Origin of the sequence: Flavobacterium humi (assembly GCF_004745595.1) — a bacterium.
GTDB lineage: Bacteria > Bacteroidota > Bacteroidia > Flavobacteriales > Flavobacteriaceae > Flavobacterium > Flavobacterium humi.
This window is the reverse complement of sequence record NZ_SRLH01000003.1, coordinates 341,198-367,312: the sequence shown is the minus strand read 5'-3', so window position 1 is coordinate 367,312 and position 26,115 is coordinate 341,198. Positions and strand designations below refer to the sequence as shown.

Sequence of the window (26,115 nt, the reverse complement as noted above, 5' to 3'; positions counted from 1 at the left end):
ATAAACCAGATTCGGATAATAATTTTTTATGATGGCTTTTTCAGGTTAAATTCGCAAAAAAGCACATTTCAAAAATGGAATAATCCAACATTCTAAAAAATGATTACTTTTACCAAAATTTCAAAAAAATAAATTAAAAATATAAAATGAAAAAAATCGTATTATTTGCAGCATTGGCATTTTCAATGATTGCCTGTGACAAAACCCCAAGTGCTAAAGAATTCAAAACAGCTTATATCGATACTTCAAAATTAATGGAGGACTATAACGAAGCGAAGGAATTGAACGAAAAGTACAAAACCAAAGGAGAAGTCATGGACCGTGAGCTCGAAGTGACCGCAAAGAACCTTAAAGCGGAAATGAACAGTTTCCAGCAAAACGCAATGGCAAAAGGACAGGCGTGGGCACAGCAAAAAGGCGCCGAATTGCAGCAAAGGCAGCAGCAATTGCAATACACTCAACAAGGAATGTTGCAGCAATTGCAACAGGAAAGTGGTAAAGAAACCGATAGCCTTGTTAAAAAAGTGAAGCAATTCATCAAAGATTACGGTAAGGAAAAAGGGTACGATTACATCTACGGAACCGGTGATGCAGCAACCGTTTTATATGCAAAAGAAGCGTATGACATTACAGGAGAAATGACAAAAGTCTTGAACGAAAAATACGCCGGAAAGGCCAAAACAGAAGAAAAAACAGAAGAAAAGAAATAATTTTCGGGAAAATAAGCAAAAACCTTCATCAATTCTGGTGGAGGTTTTTTTTTGGAGCTTATTCCCGCTTTCCACAGTATCTTTTCTGCTGTTCAAGACTCTTTTTCAAATTACGAAAACAGACTTGGAACAGCAGCAAAAGGATACTTGCTCCAATCGGGGCTATAAAAGGCATTTTGGCTTTAAAAACGGCCGGATTTTCATCATTTCCGATCGAATTCGAGGCTGCGTAAATTTCATTTGAAAAATTTCAATATTTTAGCCGGATATTTACAAGCCAAATGGAAAACCTCTCTCAAGACGCCCGATACACCCTTCAATTCATCAATCAGACCAAACGCAACATATTCCTGACCGGGAAAGCCGGAACCGGGAAAACCACACTGTTGAAAGAAATCATCAGCACCACCCACAAAAATGTCGTGGTGGTGGCTCCAACCGGAATTGCCGCGCTAAATGCCGGTGGCGTAACGATACATTCCATGTTCCAGCTGCCGTTTGCCGGATTCATACCCGAGAATGTGGCGCCTCAATTTTCCGGATCGGTTGCCTTTGAAACCAAACAGACACTTTCCAGGCATTTTAGGATGAGCGGCATTAAAAAGGCAGTCATCCGCAATATGGAACTGCTGATTATTGATGAAGTGAGCATGCTTCGGGCCGATTTGCTGGATGCCATCGATTTTATGCTGCAGTCCGTCCGCAAAAAGAAAAGCCCATTCGGCGGTGTGCAGGTGTTGTTCATTGGCGATTTGATGCAGCTCCCGCCGGTCATCCGTGACGAGGAATGGAAAACATTGCGCCAGTATTACAAAGGGAAATTTTTTTTCCATTCGCATGTTATCCAGCTGAATCCTCCGCTATATATTGAACTTTCAAAGATTTTCCGCCAAACAGACGATATTTTCATATCCGTTTTGAATAACCTGCGGAACAACAGGATTTCACAGGAAGATATCGGTGTTTTAAACCAGTATGTGAAAAAAGACTTTGACTTCAAAAAAAACAAAGGCTTCATCACTTTAACCACGCATAATACCAAAGCTGACGCTATGAATACCAAAGCGTTAGAAGAATTGGAAGGCAAATTGTTTACCTTTTCGCCGGAAATTACCGGGGATTTTCCCGAAAAAATCTTTCCCATAGAAGAGCGTTTGCAACTCAAGGAAGGAGCGCAGGTCATATTTGTGAAAAACGACTTGTCAGCGGACAAGCATTTTTTCAATGGGAAAATGGGCATTGTCAAATCCCTTTCAGGAGAAGAAATCATGGTGCATTTTCCGGAAGAAAACAAAACAATCGAGGTCGAGAAATACGAATGGGAAAACATCCGTTATTTGGTAAACCCTGATACTAAAGAAATCGAGGAAGAAGTTTTGGGTACTTTCGTCCACTACCCTATCAAACTTGCCTGGGCCATAACGGTCCATAAAAGCCAGGGATTAACGTTTGACAAAGCTGCGCTTGATGTATCGCAGGTTTTCCTTCCCGGACAAGCCTATGTGGCTTTATCGAGATTACGCTCCTTAGAAGGCCTTATTTTGCTTTCTCCGCTTCAAATGAACGGTATTTCGAACGACCTGGACGTGATGGATTATGCCGGCAATAAGGCAAACGAAACCATCTTGGCCAATTCCCTGGAACAGGAAACAAGGAAATTTTTGCTGGAATACCTGCAATCGGCTTTTGACTGGCAGGATTTGGCCCAGGAATGGAGGAACCACCAGTTCAGCTATACTGAAAAATCGGAGAATTCTGAAAAATCAAAGCACGCTGCCTGGGCGAAAAAACAGGCCGGGATCCTTTGGCAGATACAAGAACCGGCGCGCAAGTTCATGAGCCAGCTGCATGCGCTTTTTTCACGTGAAACAACTGATTATCAATTTATTGAAGAAAGAATAAATGCCGCGTATGCTTATTTTTTCAGTACCATGGACCAAATGGTTTACGACATTTTATGGAAACTGGAAGAAGTCAAACGGATTAAAAAAGTAAAAGCGTTTTACGAAGAATTATCCGTCCTGGAAGAACTTCAGGTTAAAGCTGTCCTGCGGTTGATGAAGGCCCGGTTGCTGGTAAAAACAATCGCTTCACGTGAAACAATTTCGAAAGAAGCCCTGACTTCCCATGAAATTAAAAATTACAAAAGCAATGCGTTGGAAAAAATCCGCGTAGAATTCAAAAGCAAAAACAGCACCTTGATTGATGATAATGCTGATGCTGAACGATATACGAAGAAGGAAAAGGTACCAAAAGAACTTAAAAAAAGCACTGTCCAGGAAACGTATGAGTTGTGGCTCGAGAAAAATTCCGTCAAGGAAATAGCAGCCATCCGAAAGCTGACGGTACAAACCATTGGTGGTCATATCGCCAAATTGATCGAAGCCGGCAAAATAGCGATTGCAGATGTTTTACCGGAAGATAAAATCATCGAATTAAGAAATGTTTTCAACAATTATACGGAAGAAACCCTTAATCCTCTTAAAGAAAAATACGGTGACAAATTTACCTGGGACGAACTGAAAATGTTTCGGGCAAGCCTGAATTTAGCTTAGCCAATACACCACTAAAACAGCAGGAATAAAATAAATGGCAATGGTCCTGGCCCCGTCGTAATCTTTTGCGATCCTTTGCCCGAAAAGCAGCATCAGCAAAACGATACAGGATACCGAAGCTCCGTATTTCCCAAAAAGGGTCCCTCCGCTTATGGAGAGTTCGAGTACTCCGGCAAGGCATAAAATCCCGGCGATAATTTCCAAAGCCAGTAGTGTTTTTAAGGCCGGAGCCACTTTACCGTCAAGGAATGTCCCTGAAAAATGCTCGGTCAGCCAGGATAAATTCCCGTTGAAATCGGTGTATTTATCATAGCCGGACTGCAGAAAAGTAATGGCTAAAAAAATCAGGATGAAAACGGCGGCTAAATTTTCCATAAGTTTATTTTTTGTGAATTAAACGGGTTAATTTTATTGATAGGTCGGTTAAAATAATTTTGGCATTCCCGTTGCGTTCGATGTGGTAAATAGCATCGGAAAGTTCGTTAAAAATATCATTTATATTGTTTCCGTTGACAAAAGGTGCGAATTTTTCGAAATTGAAGTTGGCAACAGAAGGCTCCAGGTAGACCAATTTTTCACTTTGATAATTCAAAAGTAAGGCCTGTCGGAACATTTCAACACAAAAATGAAGGAATTTTTTTTGGGTTTCACGGCCCAGGCCGGCAATTTGTTCGCTCCAGCTGATCAGGTCCTGGATGGCAGCAGCATTTCCCTTGGCCCTAAAAGCGGCCCGAACCCAGGTAACAAACCATTCTTCAAAAGGCTGGTCATCGTTCACTTCGTTGCAAAATTGCAATGCTTTGTTGTAATTTCCCTGTGATTTCCGCGCGATTTTCTGTGCTTTTTTAGGATCGATACCTTGGTTGTTCACCAGTGATTCGGCTATGGCACTTTCGCTTAAGCCCGAAAAATGAAGCACTTGGCAACGGGAACGGATCGTTTGGATGATGTCTTCCTCATGTTCCGTAATCAGGATGAAAAGGGTTTTATCAGTAGGTTCTTCCAGCAGTTTCAACAATTTATTGGATGCAGCGATATTTATTTTATCGGCCATCCAGACAATCATGATTTTATAACCGCCTTCATATGCTTTTAAAGAAAGCACTTTTACGATTTCCTGCGCATCCTCTACCCTTATTTCCCCTTGTTTGTTCTGGACGCCGAGCATATTGTACCAATCGAACAGGCTTCCATAGGGCTTTTCTGTTAGGAATTGGCGCCAGTCGGATAAAAAATCAAAGCTTTTGGGTTTCGATTTTACTTCTTCAGTGGTTACCGTCGGATAGATAAAATGCAGGTCCGGATGAGAAAAATGCTCGAATTTTAAGTTACAGGATTCGTTTCCCCCGGAATTTTCCGCTCCCGAATTCCGGCACAGCACATATTGCGCATAAGCAATAGCCATAGGCAAAACTCCCGATCCTTCCGGGCCTACAAACAATTGTGCGTGAGGAATCCTGCCTGAGGAAGCACTCTGCGTGAGATGATTTTTTAAATGTTCGTGGCCTACTATCTTGTTAAATTGCATATTGCAAATATAAATGAATGCTTTAATTTTAACAAAAAAGCCTTTTTTTTTACGATGTTGATAAAAATCTGTATTAAAATTCCTAAAAAACATAAAAACTCTGCAGATTAAATAAAAAACCGTTAGAAATTCAATAAAAAGAGCTAATAATTAGGAAGTTATAAAATATTAATGATACATTTGCGCCCGATTAAGAGAAAAAAGAATCGACAAAATGCACGATTATAAGTTTTTTTGCATATTTTTAACAAAGTAAAATTTTTTGGCACGCTTTTAGCTTGTTAGTTTAAAAAATACAAATGCATTTATTTTTTTGTTGTTACAACATTTAAGTTTTATTTACAAGCGATTTTAAAAATAATTACAAAAAAGTTATTAAAAACTTGTAAATTCAATTTAAAGGTATATTTTTGAACTATTAGAATTTTATTAATTGAAAATTAAACAAATTACCATGAAGAAAATTATCTTTTTAAGTCTATTTCTGATTTTTGCTGTAGGAGGAAATGCAGAGGCACAAAGTAAGAACAAACCTAAAAGCATCATAAGCACAGGCGCATCTATGAGGAAATATCATGAGAAAAGTGAGCTTGAGACTATGCAAAAAGGTGCATTACTGGAATTATATATTGAAAGAATAAAAGTGCTTATCAACACTTTACCTTACATCGCTTTGACTACAAAGCCTGGAGTTACCATGCAGGATGTTGGTATTCCTGACAACTCTGAAAACAATAAAGCGTTGGATTCACAAAGAGAAAATACTACTAATTTTCTTAACGCTACTGTTGAATTCCAAAGAACGATGATGCCATATTCCGATAAAGGAAACCTGATTTCATCGATATTGTATTACGAATCCATGTTAAAAGAATTAAATCAGCTTAACGAATAAGCAAAAAGTATTAATCTAAATATTGTTATTTTGAAATAATTTTAGTTATTAACGTTCTAAATCTACCCCCATGAGAAACTTACTAAAAATTAAATGGCTGGCTCTATTTGTGGTTTGCTCGGCAAGCGCGCAACAGGAAAAAGGAATTATTGGTGCTAGTAACTGGTTAAACAACTGGACGGAGTTTAAACCTGCCAAAACTGAATACAATGAGACAAATCAGATTTTGTATGGTAAAATAACAACAAACACGACCCTTTACAAAAAGAACACCTACCTTTTGCAAGGGCCAGTATATGTTACTAATAATGCGGTACTTACCATTGAAGCCGGAACGGTTATCAAAGGAGACTATGAAACCAGCGGTGCTTTGGTTATTGCCAAAGGTTCTCAGCTAGTGGCAAACGGAACGGAAACCGATCCTATCGTTTTTACATCAAACAGACCGTCTAAAAAAGAAGGTGATTGGGGTGGAATCGTTATTTTAGGAGATGCTCCGATCAATAAATTCGGAGGGACTTCGTCCATTAATTTCGAACTGGACCCAACCCAAACAATCTACGGTGGGACCAATCCGCAAAGTACTTCAGGGGTAATCCGTTTCTTAAGAGTAGAATTTGCAGGTAAAAAAATCAAAGGGTATAAAGATTACAATGCCATTTCCTTAGCAGGAGTTGGAAACAAAACGGTAATCGAAAACGTAATGTGTAGTTTTGCCGCAGGGAATGCTTTTGAAATTTTAGGTGGAGATTTATCATTGAAAAACATGGTAACACTTCGTTCTAAAGGGGATGACATCAGAATCACCCAGGGAGCGCAATGCAAAATCGACAATTCATTAACGGTGAGACACTCTTACTATTCTTCTTCTACAAGAGCAAGATGTATGAATGTTTCTTCCTATGACAAAAAAGAAGAGGCGGACTTCTCTAAAAACCTAACGAACGTTGTAGCTACTAACTGTACTTTGGTTAACAGCACAACGGACCTGGCTGCTGATTTAGCAAGCGGACTGGTTAAAGAATGTATATTTGTTGCCGACAATACTTCCTTCAGTTTAAAAAAGAGTGTAATTTCAGGATTTAGCCCTGCGGTTATCCTTGATGACGACATTAAACCTGAAGCCGGAGGATTGAAGAAAATCAAATTTGAAGAGATGTATTTCAATAATTGCAAAGGAAACATTTTTGTTGAAAACACAACAAACAATGAAGATCTTGAGGATTATTATGGAAACAGCGCTTTCTACAATTTATATGAAAACACACCTAACGCTGAAATGTTTATTGATAGCAATAAAGCAACTGGAACTCCAGATTTCAGAGTAAAAATAGGTAAAATCACCGCTTCAAAATAATAGAACAAAGAACCTTTTTAGATCCATTAAGAGCTAAGCTTTTAATGGATTTATTGGGTTATGTTTCATATTGGGTGGTTTGATGTAAATGTGATTGGATTTTCTGTTTTGAGTAATAAATATAAATTGAGTGGTTATGGAGATTAAAATTAAAACGGTTCTTAATAAATACATTCTTTCATTAGCTTTAGTAGTCTTTTTTTGCCAGACAAAAACATTTTCACAAATTGGTACGCCAACGTACGCTTTTACTCAGATTTGTGCCAGTCCAAGCTTTAATTCCTATACCGTAAACTTTACTTTTAGCGGGGCGAATACCTTCGTTTTGGAAATGTCAGATGCCAACGGATCTTTTTTAAGCCTAACACCTATTACTATTCTTTCGTCACAATTGGCAACCAGTCCTGGGAACTTCGTTTTTAAAGTCCCAACTACAACGGCTGGAGCAGGGTATAAATTAAGGGTAAGAGGGACATCTCCTGCTATTACAGGTTCGAGTTCGGCTGCATTTGCCGCTTATTTCCAAGCATTTAACCAGTCATTTTACATAAATAATAAAATTTCAACAGCGAGTATCTGTTCCGGCGGAAGTTATACACTTTCCATCGACAGCCCTACTCCTTCCGATCCCTCACCTATCTCCTTTCCCAGCCTGAAATACAAATGGTACAAAGGCACAACGGCGATTCCCGGAGAGATTGGGACTTCCATAAACATAACAACTTCAGGGATTTACCATGTAGAAATTGATTACGGTTCCTGTACTACAGCAAGTTCTATTACCAAGTCACAGGACGTTACCGTAAATATTGTAACTGCAGGATCGAGTTTTACCATTACATCTAGCGGAGGCACGACTATCTGCCCATCGACACCAACAACATTAAGTACGGCTCCAGGCTATTCTTACCAATGGTTCAAAGACAACGCCATTGTCCCGGGAGCGACTTCAAATACTTATACAACCGGCCTGGCAGGGATTTATTATGTGATGGTTGGACAAGGAAGCTGTTCTTCCACCTCCAATACCATTACATTGACTGCTACGAGTTTCAATGCGTCTATTGATGTTCTTGAGCTGCCACAGGAAAATATGATGCAAGTGGGGGAAACCAAAACTGTCACAGTCACCACAAATGCTTCGAATCCTTCGTACCAGTGGTATTCAGGAGCTACTGCTATTACTGGAGAAACGAACAGTTCTTTCAGCACATCCACTGCGGGAACTTATAAAGTGGCTGTAACACAAACAACGGGTTGCGTGCTCACTAAAGAACTTTTCTTCAAATTCAAGGAAGGTGTCAATGCGGTGAATATCCCAAATGTGATCAGCCCGAACGATGATGGTATCAATGATCTTTGGATTATCCCGCAGGAATATATTTCTGCGAACACTGAAGTATTGCTAATCAATTCTTTAGGAGAAATTGCATTAAAAACAAAAAATTATCAAAATAATTGGCCTGAAAGTGCGTTAGAGTTCAAGTCTGTTAATCCGGTATACTATTATATCATAACAAAAGAAGGTGGTGAAGTTAAAAAAGGATCTATAACAATTGTAAAGTAGTATGAAAAAAGGATTACTAAGTATTTTATTATTATGTTGTTTTATTGATAGGAACTATGCACAAACAGACGGCGTAGTTTCATTTGATGTACCTGCAAAAAATTCTTTAAAGTTTAATAAATTCTTACTAAATCCTACGTTCAGTTTTGTCAGAGAAGACGAATCGTTCATCACGCTGCACAATAAAACCCAATGGTCCGAATTTGAAAACGCCCCTAAGGCTTATTTTATCAGTTATTCAGGTAAATTCCGGGAAGATAACGGTATCGCTTTTGGTGCTTTTAAACGGAATTACGGAATTTTATCCTCTTTTGGTGCAGTAGCCAATTTTGCTAGGAATGTTGCCATTTCAAACGATAATAACTTCACTTTCGGAGTAAACCTGGCCTACCTGAGCAGCGGATTAAATTCAGGCGATATCATAACAAACGACCTTTCAGACCCTTCCCTTCAAAATATTCCTAAAAATTCTTTGGTTACCATCAATCCGGGAATTAATTATAGTACGGCAGTTATGGATTTCGGTCTTTCCGCCAACAATCTTTTCACCTACAATTTCAGCGATTCCGGACTTATAAGCGATGACCCTGCAAAAGGCGTTGCGGCACATATCATGTACACGGGTTATATGTATAATTCAGGATTCTTCGAGAATGCCAAATTCTCTACCATGATTAGAGGCGAACTAAACAAAGACAAAACCATTTTCTCTGGTGCTTTGTTGTTCAATGCTCCAAGAGGAGGTTGGGTTCAGGCCGGTTATAACAGCCTTTATGGAGTTTCCGGAGGATTAGGACTTATCCTTGCCAAAAAAATATCCATAGGATACAGCATTGAAAAAGGAATGGGGAATTTTTCCAATTTCGGAATGTCGCATGAAATCACCCTTGCCTATAAAATAAGAGGATATGGTGATTATGAAGATTACAAACCAATTGTAAAAGCAAGCAAAAAAACAAACCCGGGAGCTGCTGACAAAAAAGTGGCCGTGAAGAAAAAATCACCTGCAGAACTTAAAAAAGAGCGTGATGAGCAATTAGCGCTTAAAGCAGAACAGGAAAAAGCAAGATTAGAGGCAGAACGCCTTCGTAAAGAAAAAGAATTGGCAGATGCACGTGCGAAAGCCGAAGCGGAAGCCAGAGAGAGAGCCGAAGCAGAAAAATTACTGGCATTACAAGGTAAAGAAGCTGCGGAAGCTAAAGCCAAAGCAGAAGAAGCCGCAAGGATAAAAGCCGAACAAGACAAAGCCAAAGCTATTGCTGAAGCCGAACGTTTGCGCCGCGAAAAAGAAGCAGCTGATGCCAAAGCAAAATTAGACGCAGCAGCCAGAGCCAAAGCAGATGCAGACGCTGAAAAAGCCCGTTTATTGAAAGAAGCGGCAGATGCGAAAGCCAAAGCGGCAGCCGATGCCAAAGCAAAATTAGACGCAGCAGCGAAAGCCAAAGCGGATGCAGATGCTGAAAAAGCCCGTCTGGCTAAAGAAGCGGCAGATGCTAAAGCCAAAGCGGATGCGGATGCCAAAGCTAAAGCCGATGCCGAAAAAGCCCGTTTAGCAAAAGAAGCCGCGGACGCTAAAGCACAAGCAGATGCAGCGGCCAAAGCCAAAGCGGATGCAGATGCAGAGAAAGCACGTCTGGCTAAAGAAGCAGCAGACGCGAAAGCGAAAGCCGATGCGGAAGCCAAGGCACAATCTGATGCAGAGAAAGCCCGTCTGGCAAAAGAAGCAGCGGATGCTAAAGCGAAAGAAGATGCAGAGAAAGCCCGTTTAGCAAAAGAAGCGGCAGACGCGAAAGCCAAAGCCGATGCAGAAGCTAAAGCACAAGCCGACGCTGAAAAAGCCCGTCTGGCAAAAGAAGCAGCAGATGCTAAAGCGAAAGCCGATGCGGAAGCCAAGGCACAAGCAGATGCAGCGGCCAAAGCCAAAGCGGATGCAGATGCAGAGAAAGCCCGTTTAGCAAAAGAAGCTGCGGATGCTAAAGCGAAAGCCGATGCGGAAGCCAAAGCGCAAGCCGACGCCGAGAAAGCACGTCTGGCAAAAGAAGCAGCAGATGCTAAAGCGAAAGCCGATGCGGAAGCCAAAGCTAAAGCGGATGCTGATGCGAAAGCCAAAGCGGATGCGGAAGCTGAAAAAATACGTTTAGCAAAAGAAGCTGCTGATGCGAAAGCTAAAGCGGATGCTGATGCGAAAGCCAAAGCCGATGCAGAAAAAGCACGACTAGAGAAAGAGGCTGCAGATGCGAAAGCTAAAGCTGATGCGGAAGCCAAAGCCAAAGCCGATGCGGAAGCAGAGAGGTTACGTCTTGAAGAAGAAGCCAAAAAGAAACTGGATGCCAATAAAACAGCCGAAGACAAGCAATTGGATTACTTAAGCCAAGTAATTGATGATTCGAAGAAAAATCAAAGCGAATCGTTAGCCAGACTTGACTCTATCGCCAAAGCGAAAGAAAACGAGCTTTTGGAATTGAGAAGAGTGAACGACTTGTCTGAGCAGGGAATCGTTTCGGAAGTGAAAGAGTACCAAAGTACAACAGCTGCCAACAGAGCCCTGGAAGCCTTGAAAGCGGAAATTGCTGAAAACAACAAAAACACGGACAATTTCATTAACGAATACGAAAAACTGTATAAGGAAAGAATCACGAAAGTGCCGAATAAAAACGATGCTGTCAATCAGAATTACCTGAAAACAATCAACCAGTTGAAAGCTGAAAAGATTACTACAGATAAACGAAATGCAGATTTATTGGCCAAATTGGAGAGAATTAAAACCGAGACAGATATCGAGAAAAAACGTCGAATCAAGCAGGCTAAATTTGACAACAATCAAACGAAATACCTGAAAGACAGAGAAACGTTGAAACAACTTAAATTGACAACTACTCCGAACAGTAAAGTGTACAAACCGGAAGATTTCGATTATGGAGAAGAAGATTTGTCAAACATGCAGATTGTGAAAAACATCGAGAATATCGACAAAGGATTCTATTTGGTTGTCGCTGCCCATAAGGATGAAGCTAAACGTGATGCGTTCATCAAAAAAGCAATCGAATCCGGACAAACGAATATTGATTTCTTCTATAATGTGAGTACAAGTACCTATTATATTTATTATCAAAAATTCAGTGATATCCAAGATGCAACAAGGGCTAACGAGCTTAAAGGCAACAAGCCTTATAACGGAAAAATGGTTATCGTAAAAGTAGAATAGTGTTAAAAAAGGATTAACATTTTTTTAGAGAGAAAAAAAACCCTAAAAAAATGTTAATTCAAATAAAAATATAAATAACTTTAGTCCCCATTTAAAAATCAAAATCATGGAGAAAAAGGTTTAAAAAAGGGTTACGGCTTACAGAATAAACGAGAATAACAGGGCGGGAAACCCAACCGGTTATTTGACAAATAATTTATTATTGAAAAAATGGAAAAATTGCCCCAATCAATTACTACTAAATTCAATTTCACAAGCATTTTCAGAAATGGAGATTGTTTAAATATGCTACTACTATGAGAAAAATTACGTTCATCAAGAAGAGTTTAGTTGCTATAATGTTTTTGTCAAGCATTATCTCTTACTCCCAAAATCTTAAGCCGTTTACGCCTCGATACGACCAGGATGTCAGAGGTGATATGTTGCTCATTGGAAATAACATTTTAAATAGGGATACTAATAATTCTGATCCGGAAGACTCTTACAATGGAGGTGGTTACAACTCGGATTTTAGTATGGAGTATATCGATATTGACAGCGATCCGAGTACTTTCAGCTCCAGTAGCGCCAATTTGGTTAGCCCAAGGCCAGGTGGGGACAATTGTTATAAAATCGTTTATGCCGGTTTGTATTGGGGAGCCATCCTTCAATCAGGCAGCCGGACAGATATCAATAAAGTCAAATTCAAGCTGCCTACCGGCAACTATATCGATATAACTGGACAGATTGTTTACGATGCAGACACGACTCCTATCGGAAGTGACAGCAATAAACCCTATGCCTGTTATGCAGACGTTACCAGTTTGATCACGCCTTTGGCAAATCCTGTCGGGACTTATACAGTAGCAAATGTCCTGTCAAGTGAAGGAGGAAACGGCGGAACCGGTTTAAGTGCCGGTTGGTCATTGATTATCGTATACGAAGACCCGACGCTAACCAGTAAATCGATCGTTACCTTTGATGGTTTCAGTGGTATTGGTGGAGCAACAACATTAGACATCCCGATCTCAGGATTTAGAACCATTCCTGTAGGACCGGTTCGTGCCAAGTTCGCCATGACTGCATTGGAAGGTGACCAGCCTATTTCCGGTGATTACTTAAGAATTAACGGAACCACGATATCCACTACAGAAAGAGCAACCAATAACTTCTTCAACAGTAGTATAACCACAACAGCCGGGTATTTTACCAATAGGACACCTAGCAGTAGCAACACCTTAGGATACGATGCGGGGATTCTCAGTGTCAATAACCCCGGGAATGCCGTCATAGGGAATAACGTCACATCGGCCACGATACGTCTGGGAAGTACCCAAGACGTATATTTCTATTTTTTCAATGCCTTTGCGGTAGATATTATTGCGCCTGAAATTCAATTGACAAAAGATGTTAAAGACGTCTTGGGTACGCCAATCGGAGGTACGAATGTCAACTTAGGCCAACAACTTAATTATGAAATCGGATTCCAGAACATCGGAAACGATAATGCGACATCATTTACCATTCGTGATGTTTTGCCGGTTAATATCATTTTCAATCCTGCAGACCTGGCCTTGCCGGGCGCTTTGCCTCCGGGAGTAACTTTTACATACAACGCCGGAACAAGAACCTTGGTATTTACCATTCCTAACGGTTTAGTGGAAGTAGGCGATCCGCGTTTTGTCATAAAAATCAAAGTGAATGTGGTGTCCACCTGTATGGAAATGGATGACGCTTGTTCGAATTTGATCCAGAACCAGGCCTTTGCCACTTATTCCGGAACATACAATACAGCTATCTTTTCGGATGAAGGAAGTATCGCTTCGTTCGGTGCCTGTGGTTTTGGAGTACCGGGATCTACAAACTTCCTGGTAGGACTTGATAATTGTGATTTTACCAGAAATGAAGTATTATGTGGTTCCAGTTTAACCTTAACGGCTGCACCTGGATACCAAAGTTACGTATGGTCAGGACCTGGTACAATAACACCGGTTGCGGGAACGAACAACCAATCTGTTGTTATTACCGTGCCTGGAACGTATACGGTTCATGATAATATCAACACTTCACCATGTAAGTCTATTGTTGAAACCATCAACGTAATCGATTATGGTCCTGGGGTTACCAATCCAGTATTGCCTTATTCGGATAACACGGTAATCTGTCCTAATGACGGTAAGGAATTGCCAAACATATTCTTATGTGGAACAACGGGTGCGAATGCACATCAGTTAATCCAGACAAACATTGCGGCTGCGATTTCGATTTCCTGGGAGAAATTGGATACGGCAAGTTGCGCTGCTGTTGCGAACCCAAATTGTGCCAATGAAAATCCTGCATGTACTTGGAACCAGGTAGGAACAGGACCGAATTACGATGTTACATCAGCGGGACAATACAGGATTGTAATCAACTTCCAAGGAGGTTGCCAGCGTATTTTCTATTTCAATGTTTTCCAAAATCTTTTAAGCCCTACTGTTGTCACAAAAGATATCATTTGTACAACAGCCGGACAGATTACGGTAAATAATGTCCCTGCCGGATATGAATACAGTTTAAGCCCAACCGGACCTTGGCAGGCATCTAACATATTTACTATAAATACAGCAGGAGCCTATACAGTATATATCAGACAAATCGGGGTTACCGGCGGATGTGTATTCGATGTTCAGGCGATCATCAGGACAAGGAACTTTACTGTTACCGCTACCGTAACGCAACCGTTATGTTTTGGAGAGAAAGGAAGTATAAGCCTTGTTGCCAATGATGTAGAGCCTCAATATACTTTCAGTATCCATCAAGGAGCAACTTTAATAAACAGTGTTGGTCCTATTGCTGCCAATAACTATACTTTCCCGAACCTTAATCCTGGAAATTACAGCTATACGGTTTCAACACAAGACGGTTGTACCGCAACAGCAAACTTTACCATAAATAATCCTCCTTTGCTAACCGTTACGGCTGCATTGACAAAACCATTAACTTGTGTGGATGGAGAGATTACGATATATCCTGTAGGTGGAACACCACCTTATTCTTACTTTATAAACAGTACGACCGTATTCCAGTCTTCACCAGTTTATACTGTTACGACTGCAGGTACTTACAATATACAAGTTGTAGATGCTAACAACTGTAGCGCTACTACTTCTATCGTTGTGGCAAACAACCCGCCACCTGTATTTACCGTAACCCCAACCAATATTTTATGTTACGGAAGTACAACGGGAGCTATCAATTTCAATGTTACCAATCCAAACGGGTATACATTAGGATATAGTATTACCGGTGCGGCACCATTCACAACGAATCCTAACTTTACGAATTTAGCTGCAGGAACTTATTCGGCAGTTATTCAATATACTATGGCCGGAGTGCCTTGTACTACACCGCCACAAACCATAACAATTACCGAACCAGCCACTGCATTGACTGCTTCCGGAGGTGTTGCAGCAGTTGCCTGTGCGTCTAACGGAGGAAATGGTATTGTAAGAATCACGAATGTTCAGGGTGGTACCCCTTATCCGGCACCGAACCCTTATCAGTATAATTTCGGATCAGGTTGGCAGAATTCAAACCAGGCCAATTTACCACCGGGAACCTATACGATCTATGTAAGAGACGCTAATTTATGCGTGTTCGCTATGACGGTTACTTTGGACCCAATCCCACCAGACCCGACAATCAGCTTGAGTGCACCGACCTTTAATTGTAACGGGACGGCAACCAGTACGGTTACCGTAAACAATGGGGCAAGCAGTTATACGTATACGTATTCTATCAACCCGCCGTTGGTTCCTCCTCATGATCCGGCTTCAAATGTATTTACGAATGTACCTTGTGGAAATTCAGTAGTTACGGTAAACTATACTTTGGTTTCCCCTCCTACTTTCAGTAATTTGCTATTTGAAGATTTCGGAACTGGAAACGACACGACATCACCAGGTATTAACCCTGGCTATTGCTTCGAAAGACAAGTAAACAATGCAGCCATGTATTGTAATGGTAGTGCACAAATCAATGATGGTGATTATAGTGTAACCAAGAAAATCTTATTCCCGTTTGGTGCTTGGTATCCATTTTTGGACCACACTACAAACGGAGCGAATCCTAACGCGAGATTCCTGGCGATTAACATTGGAGGTGTTGCAGGTGTAGGTGGAATATTATACAGCAAACCGATTGTTGATATTATCCCAAACCAGGATATTAAAGTATCCTTATGGGCGGCGAACTTATTGAAAATCGATCCTTCCAATACGCAAAGCCCACCTGATTTGACAATTCAATTGGTGAAAGACCTTGGATTGCCTTCACAAACGATTATTGCAACGAGCAACACAGGCAATATCCCTAAATCTAATGCATGGATCAACTATCAATTGACATTAAACCCTGGGCCAAATACTAATTTAAGCTTTGTAATCCGTTCCAATATAGCGGTTACGAGCGGAAATGATGTGGTAATCGATGATATCAATGTTTTCCAATTACCGGTTTCTTGTTTATCGGTGCGAAACTTCCCTATCAATATTCCATGTAACCAGGCCTTTACAGCTCAGGTGACAGGACATAAAGATGTAAGTTGTGCAGGAGCTAATGATGCTACTGTAACTATTGCCGCTCAAAACTTTAATGCTACAAATGGTTTCCAGGCCTCTATGGACAACGGAGCTACTTGGAATACATATTTTACTTCTCCGGTGACTATTGCGGTTCCGGTGGGTTATCCTGGTTTTGTTTTGGTTCGATACGATTCAACTCCAACGAATTCTGCTTGTAGTTTTAATTTGCCACAGCCAATTATTACACCTACGGCATTGACAGCTTCAGCTACTGCTACGACTGTAACGTGTTTGACAAATGCTACGATTACGGCATCTGCAACAGGCGGAACACCAGCGTACCAATACCAATTGGCTAATTCTGGAGGAACAATTATCGCAGCTTACCAAGCCAGCCCGATCTTCAATAATATCCCTCCGGGAAGTTATATTGTAACCATCAGGGATACTAAATTATGTACGGCTAGTTCAACAACCCTTACGATTGTTGCACCGGTAAGGCCTACATTGACTTTATCAGCATCTTCGGATTTCTGTTATGACACAACCAACGGAGCGACACTGGTAGTTACGGCTGCCGGAGGAGTGGCTCCTTATCAATATTCTATAAACGGTGGGCCAAATCAGTCCAGCAATACATTTGCCAACCTGACTCCGGGAACCTATACCATTGTGGTTACCGATGCTTATGGTTGTACGAATGCGGCTCCTTTTACACAAACAATCAATCCTCAGCTTACAGCTTCAGCGGTACTTACTAAGGATTTGGATTGTACGGCATCTCCTAATGCTGTTATTACAGTATCGATTGCCGGCGGTTATCCTGGATATACTTACCAGGTGAACACAGGAAGCGGTTTCGGAGCTTCTAACCCAGTGGTTGGATCTTCATTTACCTATAGTGCTTCAACTGCCGGAACCTATGTATTCCAGATTACAGATACCAGAGGTTGTACTGCCCAAACGAGTAGTGTTACTATTAATGCCATTGTAAACCCAACAGCAACAGCTGTTGCAACAGCTGTAACATGTAACGGATTGAGCAACGGTAGCGTGATCATTACGCCAAGTTCAGGAACGGCTCCTTATACTATTAGTTTTAACGGAAGTACGTTTACCACAACAACGACATATTCCAATTTAGCGGCCGGAACTTATAATTACCAGGTGAGAGACAGCAAAAGTTGTCTTTTCAACGGAACAGTGACTATTGGTTCTCCAGCAACTATTTCCGCAACTGCGACCTTAACGACACAATTTACCTGTACAGCTAACGGTGTTATTACAGTGGGTACGGTTACAGGCGGAACAGCTCCATATACTTACAGTATTAATGGTGGTGCGTTTGTGGCGGGTAATACATTTACCATCACTGCGGCCGGAACCTATACTATCGTTGTGAAAGATGCAAACGGTTGTACATTTACGTGTGCCCCGGTTACGGTTCCTGCATTGAATCCTCCTACGGATTTAGTGATTTTAATACACGATATCATTACTTGTCCTTCAGGAACAGGTACATTGAATGCGCAATTGCCTAATACAGGAGGAGGATTGCCTCCAATCGAATTTAGTATTGTTTCACCAGCACTATATGCTACAGGATGGACTTCCAGCGGATTGTTCCATAACCTACCAGGTGGTGTTACCTATGTTTTTGCCGTAAGGGACAGAAATGGTTGCGTGTACCAGGAGAGTTATTATTTCCCACCACTTCCACCATTTACAGTTGCAGGCCAGTTGGTGAGCAATGTTAAATGTAGAGGTGGATCTACTGGAAGTGTTCAGTTTACAGTTTCAGGAATTCCTAACGGTACAAATTATTCATACACTATAAACGGAAACAACCCTGCTACAAACGGGACAACTCCGGCGACCGGATCTACAACATTTGTAGTTACATTGCCAAATTTACCGGCAGGATCTTATACTATTAATGTCCATAATGAAGCCAATGACTGTTTTGCAACAGCAACAGTAGTAGTTACACAACCGGCGACAGCTTTAGCAGCTCCGGTGGTTACAAGCCCGATTACATGTACTACAAACGGCCAGGCTGTTGTGAATGCGACAGGTGGCTGGGGCGGATATACTTATGTTATCAACCCAACAGCAGGAACGCAATCCGGTAATACTTTTTCAAATTTACCGGTAGGAACGTATACTATAACCACTACCGATTCAGGAGGTTGTTCGGTTACGTCCCCACCATTTACTTTAGTTACACCTACTGCTCCAACAGCTTCGATCAATGTTGCTGCGTCTGACTTCTGTTATGACGGAACCAATGGCGCTACTCTTGTGGTAACGGCTTCAGGTGGAACAGCTCCATATGTTTTTAATATCAATGGAGGCGCTTTCCAGTCAAGTAATTCTTTCGGACCATTAACACCGGGGACTTATACGATCATTGTTAGGGATGCTTTCGGATGTACGGTTACTTTACCGGTTCAGACAATCAACCCGCAATTAACATTAAGTACTGTTTTAACTAAAGACTTGGATTGTACTGCTTCGCCAAATGCAGTAATTACAGGAACTATAGCAGGCGGTTACCCAGGTTATACATACCAGGTAAGCTTTAACGGTGGTGCTTTTGGAGCTCCTGTTACGGTTGTAGGATCTACTTTTACGTATTCGACAGCAACAGCAGGAAACTACCAATTCCAGGTAAGGGATACCAGAGGTTGTTTGGTTCAGGCTGCAACGATTACGATCAATCCGTTATCATTGCCGCAAATTGCTTCAGTAACGCAAACCCAGCAGATATTATGCTCTGGTGATGCTACCGCGGCAATCAATATTGTGATCAATACAACTGTAGGAACAGCTCCATACCTTATCAATGTATTCAATAATACCACAGGAACAAATTACGGGACACAAACCACCGGATTGGCTGCGGGTAATTATACGATAACAATTACAGATGCAAAATCATGTACCGATACGGAAGTAATCGTAATTGGCCAACCGGATCCAATTGCTTTCACTGCTATTATAAACCCTATTACTTGTACAGGAGCGGGAACATCATTAGGTTCTATCTGCGTTAACGGTTTGGCGGGCGGAACAGCTCCGTTTACTTACACGCTGATAGATTTAACAGGAGGAAACCCTAACCAGACTTTCAATTCTCCAGCTGGAGCAGATTATTGCTTCACCAGTTTGGATTTTGGATTATACAATTTACAGGTTACAGATGCGAATAACTGTACCTTGATAAAATCTAACCTGGTTTTATCTTCTCCTCCGAATGATTTGACCTTTATTATCAATCCAAGTGTTCCTTCGTGTGCCGCTGGAGCTACAGTAACAGTTACTGTGGTGCCTTTAGTGCCAGGAGGACCATATGAGTTCGGAATCGTTAATTTACCGAATTTACCTTGGTCATCTTCTTTCTCTCCTGCAAATCCAGGACCGATGACTCATATTTTCACAGGATTGACTCCGGGTGCTATATATACTTTTGTTGTTCATGATTTAACGACAAACTGTTATTATTTCGAACAAATGACTGCGCCAACCCCTACAAATTCTACATTATCTGTTAGCTCTTTAGTGCCACATAATGTAACTTGTACCGGAAGTGCAGATGGTTCAGTATCTTTCAGCTTAAGTGGTTTTGCTGCTGGGGCCACGGCAATCAACTATACAGTGATCAATGCGGCTAATAATTTACCTACAGGAATTTCAGGTACTGTTACGGCACCGTTTGTGTTCCCGGTAACAGCAGGACCGCTTCCTATAGGAATATACAACATACAGTTTACCGAAGTAGGAGGTTCTGCTTCAGGTTGTGGAATTACCTCTACTACTTTCACAATTTCTGAATCGGCTACGATGTTGACATTAACGGCTTCGGTTACTAAAAATGACAACTGTAATACAAATGCAGGTCAGATTACAGCTGTAGCCAATGGTGGAACAGCTCCATATACCTATCAATTCCTGACATCCGGAAGCCCTGCACCAACTGCAGCATCCGCAGGATGGAATGCGTCAAGCACTTTTAATGCTGAAGCCGGAAGTTACGATGTATATGTTTTGGATGCCAACGGTTGTATCAAAACAACTACTGTAGTATTAGGATCTGATCCAACTCCGGTTATTGCAGCGGTGGTTGCCAATGCTTGTGTGGCTGAAGGAAGTTTTGCCATCAATGTAACCATGACGACTCCAGGAATTGCTCCGTATACGGTTAGTGTAGACGGTGGTGCTTATGTGGCACAAACGTTCCCATTCACCATTTCAGGATTGTCATCTGGATCACACAATGTTCAGGTTAAAGATTTCAACGGTTGTGGAAATTTAGTAAATGTTATTATTTTGACGCCGGTTACCGTATCTGCGGCCTTTACAACACAACCAACTTGTTTAAACAATGACGGAACCATTACTGTAACAGCTACAGGAGGTTCAGGAAATTATACTTATACTTTATTGACTAGTGCTTCTGTAGTGATTACAGGGCCTCAGCCAAGTAATGTTTTTGCTGGCCAGCCGGCTGGAAATTACATTATCAGGGTAACTGATACGACTACGGGATGTAATACCAATATTCCATTCAGTCTTGCGGCACCTACGGCGGTTACGTTTACAACAGCTACAGAACCGGTTACTTGTATTGGAGATTCTGATGGTACGATTACCGTTACTTTAAATGCAGGTAATGACAATCCTCCTTATACTTATGCGATCACGGCACCAGCGGTTTACGCAACAGGTCCTCAATCGTCTAATATATTTACAGGATTACCTGCTGGAACGTATACCATAGTGGTAACTTCAGGCAGAGGTTGTACAGCAACTGATACCAATGTGATTATCACAACACCAACAGCGGTAGTCGCTTCAGGAAGCGCCACTCCGTTTACGTGTGCGGCTGATAATTCAGTGAATGTTTCTGTTATTACTGTAAATGGTGCTGGCGGAACACCAGGTTACACGTACAGTATTGATAATACGAATTATTTTGCTTCCAATACTTTTAACGTGATTGATACTGGAGCAATTCAGAATATCACAGTTTATGTTCAGGATGCTAACGGATGTAAGGATACGGAAGTAGTGGTTGTGAATCCATTGCCAGCATTTGTTTCGGCAACTGTAGTTCAGGATGTTGCAATGACTTGTAACAACCCAGAACAGGTTCATATTGACGTTGTGGGCGGTTCCGGAAACTTCACATACCAACAATTGCCTTCAGGAGCACCACAAGTATCTAATGTATTTTCTTTAGCCACTCCGGGAACGTATTTCTTCCAGGTGAATGATGTGACTACAGGATGTTATATTGCAACTGCAGGGTATGTTGTAGCGCCTGTTAATACTATTGATGTTGTAGCATCGCCTTCAGCGGCAGTTACGTGTTCAGGTTTGAGCAACGGAGCGATCAGCATTGATGTGACAGGTTATAACGGAACGTATTCTTACAATGTGATTAATAGCGCAAATGTTATTGTTCTTTCAGGCATTGGAAACACACCAGTTAACCCAATGATAATTTCAGGATTGCCTGCAGGTGACTATACAATTGAAGTGACTGAAACTATGCCGCCTTTCTGTGTTAAAGTATCGAATGTGGTAAGTGTTAGTTCTCCAAGCGCGGTTGCTTTGGCTATAATTTCAAATGTCAATGCAAACTGTAATACAGGAGCTCAGGTTACCGTATTGGGTTCAGGAGGAACACCAGCGTATACGTATGCTTTTGTTCAGGATGGAGCATTGCCAGTATTAGCGGATTATACAGCTTCGAATTCAGCGGTATTAAACCCAGCTACCAATACACAATGGGATGTATATGTTAAGGATGCGAATGGTTGTTTCACTTTCATAGATGTAACAATCGCGACCGATCCTACACCTACGGTAACACTTCCGACTTTTGCAACGGATCAGTGTACATCAGCTGGAACAAGTTTTACATTTACAGCTACCGGTACAGGAGTTGCACCATTAACGTATTCTATCGGAGGTGTGTTCCAATCAAGCCCAACGTTTGTTGTGAGCGCTTCAGGAACATACACGGTAACTATAAAAGACGGCAATGGTTGTACGGCTACGGCAAGTATCGTAATCTACCAGCCGATAGGAATTACTCCGGCGATTACAGCTTTGACAAGTTGTGCTAACAATGACGGACAAATTACGGTTACAGCCAATGGTGGTTCAGGTACTTATTCTTATGCGATCAATCCTAATCTTGGAACGTTGGCAGGAAATGTATTTAGCAACCTTCCTTCAGGAATGTATACTATCACAGTGACAGATGTAACAACAACGTGTACCAAAGATGTATCTGTGACACTTGATGCGGCTACCCCGGTAACGTTTAGTTCAGCTGCTACGCCTGTAACTTGCTTTGGCGGAAGCGATGGAACGATTACTGTAAGCCTATTGGCCGGAAATAATAATCCGAACTATACTTACCAAATTAGCGGACCTGTAAATGCAGGACCTCAATCATCGAATGTCTTCTCAGGATTGCCTACAGGATCTTATACTATCCAGGTTAATTCAGGAAGAGGATGTTCTGCGACTGATCTTGTAACAGTTAACCAGCCAGCAGTTGTTACTGTTCCGGCGGCTACTGTTGCCCAGTTTGGTTGTAATGCTGGAACTAACGCTACTAATTTCGCAACCATTACGGTTTCAGGAGTTACAGGCGGTTCCGGAACTTATACTAATTATGAATTCATTTTAGGTGGTACGACAGTTCAATCCGGAGCTAGTAACGTTTATACGGCTACTAACTTGGCAGGCGGTACTTATACCATCAATGTATACGACAATAACGGATGCGTCGGATCAACAACTGCGGTTATCAATCCTTTTGTTTCAATTTCGAATCCGGTTATCAATGTAACGAGCCCTATCACTTGTACTACTCCTGAAAACATTACAGTGAGTGTTACAACAACAGGAGGTGCTGCAGTGCTAACATATACTATCAATTCAATACCAGCAGGTGCGTTCACTCAAACGAATAACACAGGGGTATTCAACGGATTGCCAATCGGGGATTATTCTATCACGGTGACGAATCCAATAACGAATTGTAGTGTTGAAGTGATCCATTATGTTTTCGATCCGAATACATTCATTTTAAATGTTAGCCCAAAAACTGATGTGACTTGTGTTGGAGGTAACGATGGAAGTGTAAATCTTACCATTGTAGACAGCGACCTGACCCCAACTAATGATGCAGGACCGTTTACTTACGTTCTTACAAATACTACTACCGGACAGATAATCAACGGTACCAGCGCAACGGCCGGGCCGCAACTGATTTCCGGATTAGCAGCAGGAGTATATACAGCGACAGTTACATTAACCAACAGCCCTAATTGTACGGTTAGCAATAACTTTACAATTGACGAACCAGCTGTGGCATTAGCTTTGGCAATTACATCTACTCCAATTACTTGTATTGCAGGTAATAATGATGGTAGTATCACAGCACTTGGTAGTGACGGTTGGGGAGGCCCTTATCAGTACCAATTGGTAGGGCCAGTAAATGTTGCTTATTCAGCAAATAATGTATTCAATAACTTGACTCCAGGTAATTATGTTGTGAATGTTAGGGATATAAGAGGATGTGTGGCTACAGGAAATGTGGTATTGGCTATCCCAACACCAATTAACGCCGTAGTGGCGGCAGGAGCAACTCCTATCGCATGTTTCGGTGATCATACGGCAACTATTTCCATCTCATATCCTACGGGTGGCCAGGGAAGTAATTATACTTACATCCTCAATACGACAAATCCACCAAGCGCTTCAGGACCTAACATTATTCCTGTTGGAGGTGTGGTTATCACTGGATTGGGAGCAGGAACATACAGTGTGACCATTAGAGATGGCTTCGACTGTAGTTTTACTTCAGCGAATGTTGTAATCAATCAGCCGGCAATCGTGGGCGCTACGTTATCAGTTACTACAACTCCAACATGTACCGGAGATACTGTATTAACGTTAACGGCTACTGGCGGAACGGCACCTTACACGTATAGTGCTGATAATGTAACGTACAGTGTGGCCACATTCAATCCATCGGTTGCGATTAATTTACCGGCAGGAACAACAGGTGTTTTCCATTATTATATTAAAGATGCTAACGGATGTTTAAGCGCTGTTTCTAATGACGTTCAAATCAATCCTTTAACACCTCTGAATATTACAGTGGTTACGGAAACGGATATCCTTTGCGGAGGTAGCAATACAGGTTCTATTTCTGTTACGGCTCAAGGAGGATTAGGCAACTATATCTTTACATTGCTTGACGGATCAGGAAATCCTGTGGCGGGAGCTGCACAACCAACTCCAGGTAATTTCATCAACCTTGCGGCAGGTAATTATCTGATAAGAGTGAACAGCGGGGATTGCGTTTACACGACACCAGCTGTGATAAGCATCACTGAGCCAACACCATTTACAGTAGTACCGACAACGATACCTGTTAAATGTAACGGTGGAAACGATGGTGGTGTGAACTTGGTTATCGCTGGTGGAACAGGAACTATCCAATATGCCATTTCACCGAATTTAGATCAGTTCATCACGATCCAGAATCCTTATGCGGCAGGCGGATTTAATGTTCCGAACTTGACGGCAGGTAATTATACAGTGATTGTTCAGGACCAAAACGGATGCTTTATCCAATTTAACAACTTAGGAATTGTTGAACCTCCTATCTTGACATCTGCAATTACTGCTCCTATCGATGAGGATTGTGCGGAAGACGATAACGGATCACTTACAGTAAGTAACATCGGTGGCGGAACCGCTCCGTATACAATCACTTACAGCGTGATGTATCCTGGAGCAACAACACCAGTTGCAGGTCCTGTTATCCCATTGGCAGCTGGAGTAACCGCTTATACATTCACAGGCCTTAACGGTGGGGTTTATACCACTATCGTTACAGATGCCAACGGATGTAAATCAGAGCAACAGGAAGTTATCGGTAGCGGAGTTTCTTACGATCCTCATGCAGAAGTGACTTTCCCATGTGTGAATAACCTACCGGCTGTAAATGTTGTAGTATACAACTTGAGCAACCCTCCATCAAATGCATTTAATCCGTTAACAGATTACCTGTTCTCGCTTGATGTGGATGATGTAAATGTTGCTCAGGCAAGTAATGTGTTTACTTCAGCGGCATATCCAACCTTGCTGACTCCTGGTAACCATATTATTTATGTGTACCATCCGACAGCTTGTAATAAAGAGACCCAACAGTTTACCATTACTGCTTCTGATGTTGATCCGTTGACATTAGTCTTGACTCAAGGAGGCCTTAATGAAATTGTGGCTACAGCGACAGGTGGTTCAGGAGGATATACGTATACCTTTAACGGTTACAACAACGGAACGGATAATACCTTCGTGTACGAGCAAACAGGAAACTATACCGTTACTGTTACTGACAGCACAGGTTGTAGTGTGACACTAACCCAGCCGTTTACATTCATTCCGATTTTCATCCCGAATGTGTTTACACCGAACGGAAATGGCGGAAATGATGTTTGGGGCCCAACCAATACTTCAAACTACAAAAACCTAGTAACCCAAATCTATGACAGATATGGAAGAAAAGTAGCAGAGTTGAAAGAAGGCTATTTCTGGGATGGTAAATATGAAGGTAAGGAATTGCCATCAGGAGATTACTGGTATGTTGTTAAAGTGGACGGTAATAATGATAAAGAGTATGTGGGTCACTTCACATTGTATAGATAATTTAATTCAAAGA

9 protein-coding genes are annotated in these 26,115 nt (G+C 41.5%); 7 read left to right on the top strand and 2 right to left on the bottom strand.

Annotated elements, in window-relative coordinates:
- The first annotated feature begins 146 nt into the window (after positions 1–146).
- The gene (locus E4635_RS06900; RefSeq protein WP_135525896.1) at positions 147–710 is read left to right on the top strand and encodes an OmpH family outer membrane protein; all 564 of its coding nucleotides are present in this window, start codon (positions 147–149) and stop codon (positions 708–710) included.
- A 281-nt stretch (positions 711–991) separates the two neighbouring features.
- Positions 992–3,265 carry a helix-turn-helix domain-containing protein gene (locus E4635_RS06895; protein ID WP_135525895.1) on the top strand — a complete coding sequence of 758 codons (2,274 nt, stop codon included), beginning with the start codon at positions 992–994 and terminating at the stop codon, positions 3,263–3,265.
- On the opposite strand, the gene E4635_RS06890 is transcribed toward E4635_RS06895, so the two are convergent.
- Positions 3,257–3,640, bottom strand: coding sequence for a DoxX family protein (locus E4635_RS06890; protein WP_135525894.1), 384 nt, complete (start codon positions 3,638–3,640; stop codon positions 3,257–3,259). The two genes, E4635_RS06895 and E4635_RS06890, sit on opposite strands and share 9 nt — an antisense overlap.
- A 4-nt stretch (positions 3,641–3,644) precedes the next feature.
- Positions 3,645–4,793 (bottom strand): DNA polymerase III subunit, encoded by a 1,149-nt coding sequence (locus E4635_RS06885; RefSeq protein WP_135525893.1) that lies wholly within the window; start codon positions 4,791–4,793, stop codon positions 3,645–3,647.
- Between the two features lie 454 nt (positions 4,794–5,247).
- Here E4635_RS06885 and E4635_RS06880 point away from each other — a divergent pair, with 454 nt between their 5' ends.
- From E4635_RS06880 to E4635_RS06860, 5 genes are all read left to right on the top strand, one after another.
- On the top strand, positions 5,248–5,688 hold the full coding sequence (locus E4635_RS06880; protein WP_135525892.1) for a hypothetical protein: 441 nt from the start codon (positions 5,248–5,250) through the stop codon (positions 5,686–5,688).
- A gap of 70 nt (positions 5,689–5,758) precedes the next feature.
- On the top strand, positions 5,759–7,045 hold the full coding sequence (locus tag E4635_RS06875) for a hypothetical protein (RefSeq protein WP_135525891.1): 1,287 nt from the start codon (positions 5,759–5,761) through the stop codon (positions 7,043–7,045).
- A 136-nt stretch (positions 7,046–7,181) separates the two neighbouring features.
- A complete protein-coding gene (locus E4635_RS06870) occupies positions 7,182–8,612 on the top strand; it encodes a T9SS type B sorting domain-containing protein (protein WP_135525890.1) in 1,431 nt (476 codons plus the stop codon).
- Position 8,613: 1 nt separating this feature from the next.
- Complete coding sequence (locus E4635_RS06865) at positions 8,614–11,817, top strand: PorP/SprF family type IX secretion system membrane protein (protein ID WP_135525889.1); 3,204 nt, start codon at positions 8,614–8,616, stop codon at positions 11,815–11,817.
- Positions 11,818–12,113: 296 nt separating this feature from the next.
- Positions 12,114–26,102 carry a T9SS type B sorting domain-containing protein gene (locus E4635_RS06860; RefSeq protein WP_135525888.1) on the top strand — a complete coding sequence of 4,663 codons (13,989 nt, stop codon included), beginning with the start codon at positions 12,114–12,116 and terminating at the stop codon, positions 26,100–26,102.
- Positions 26,103–26,115: the final 13 nt, after the last annotated feature.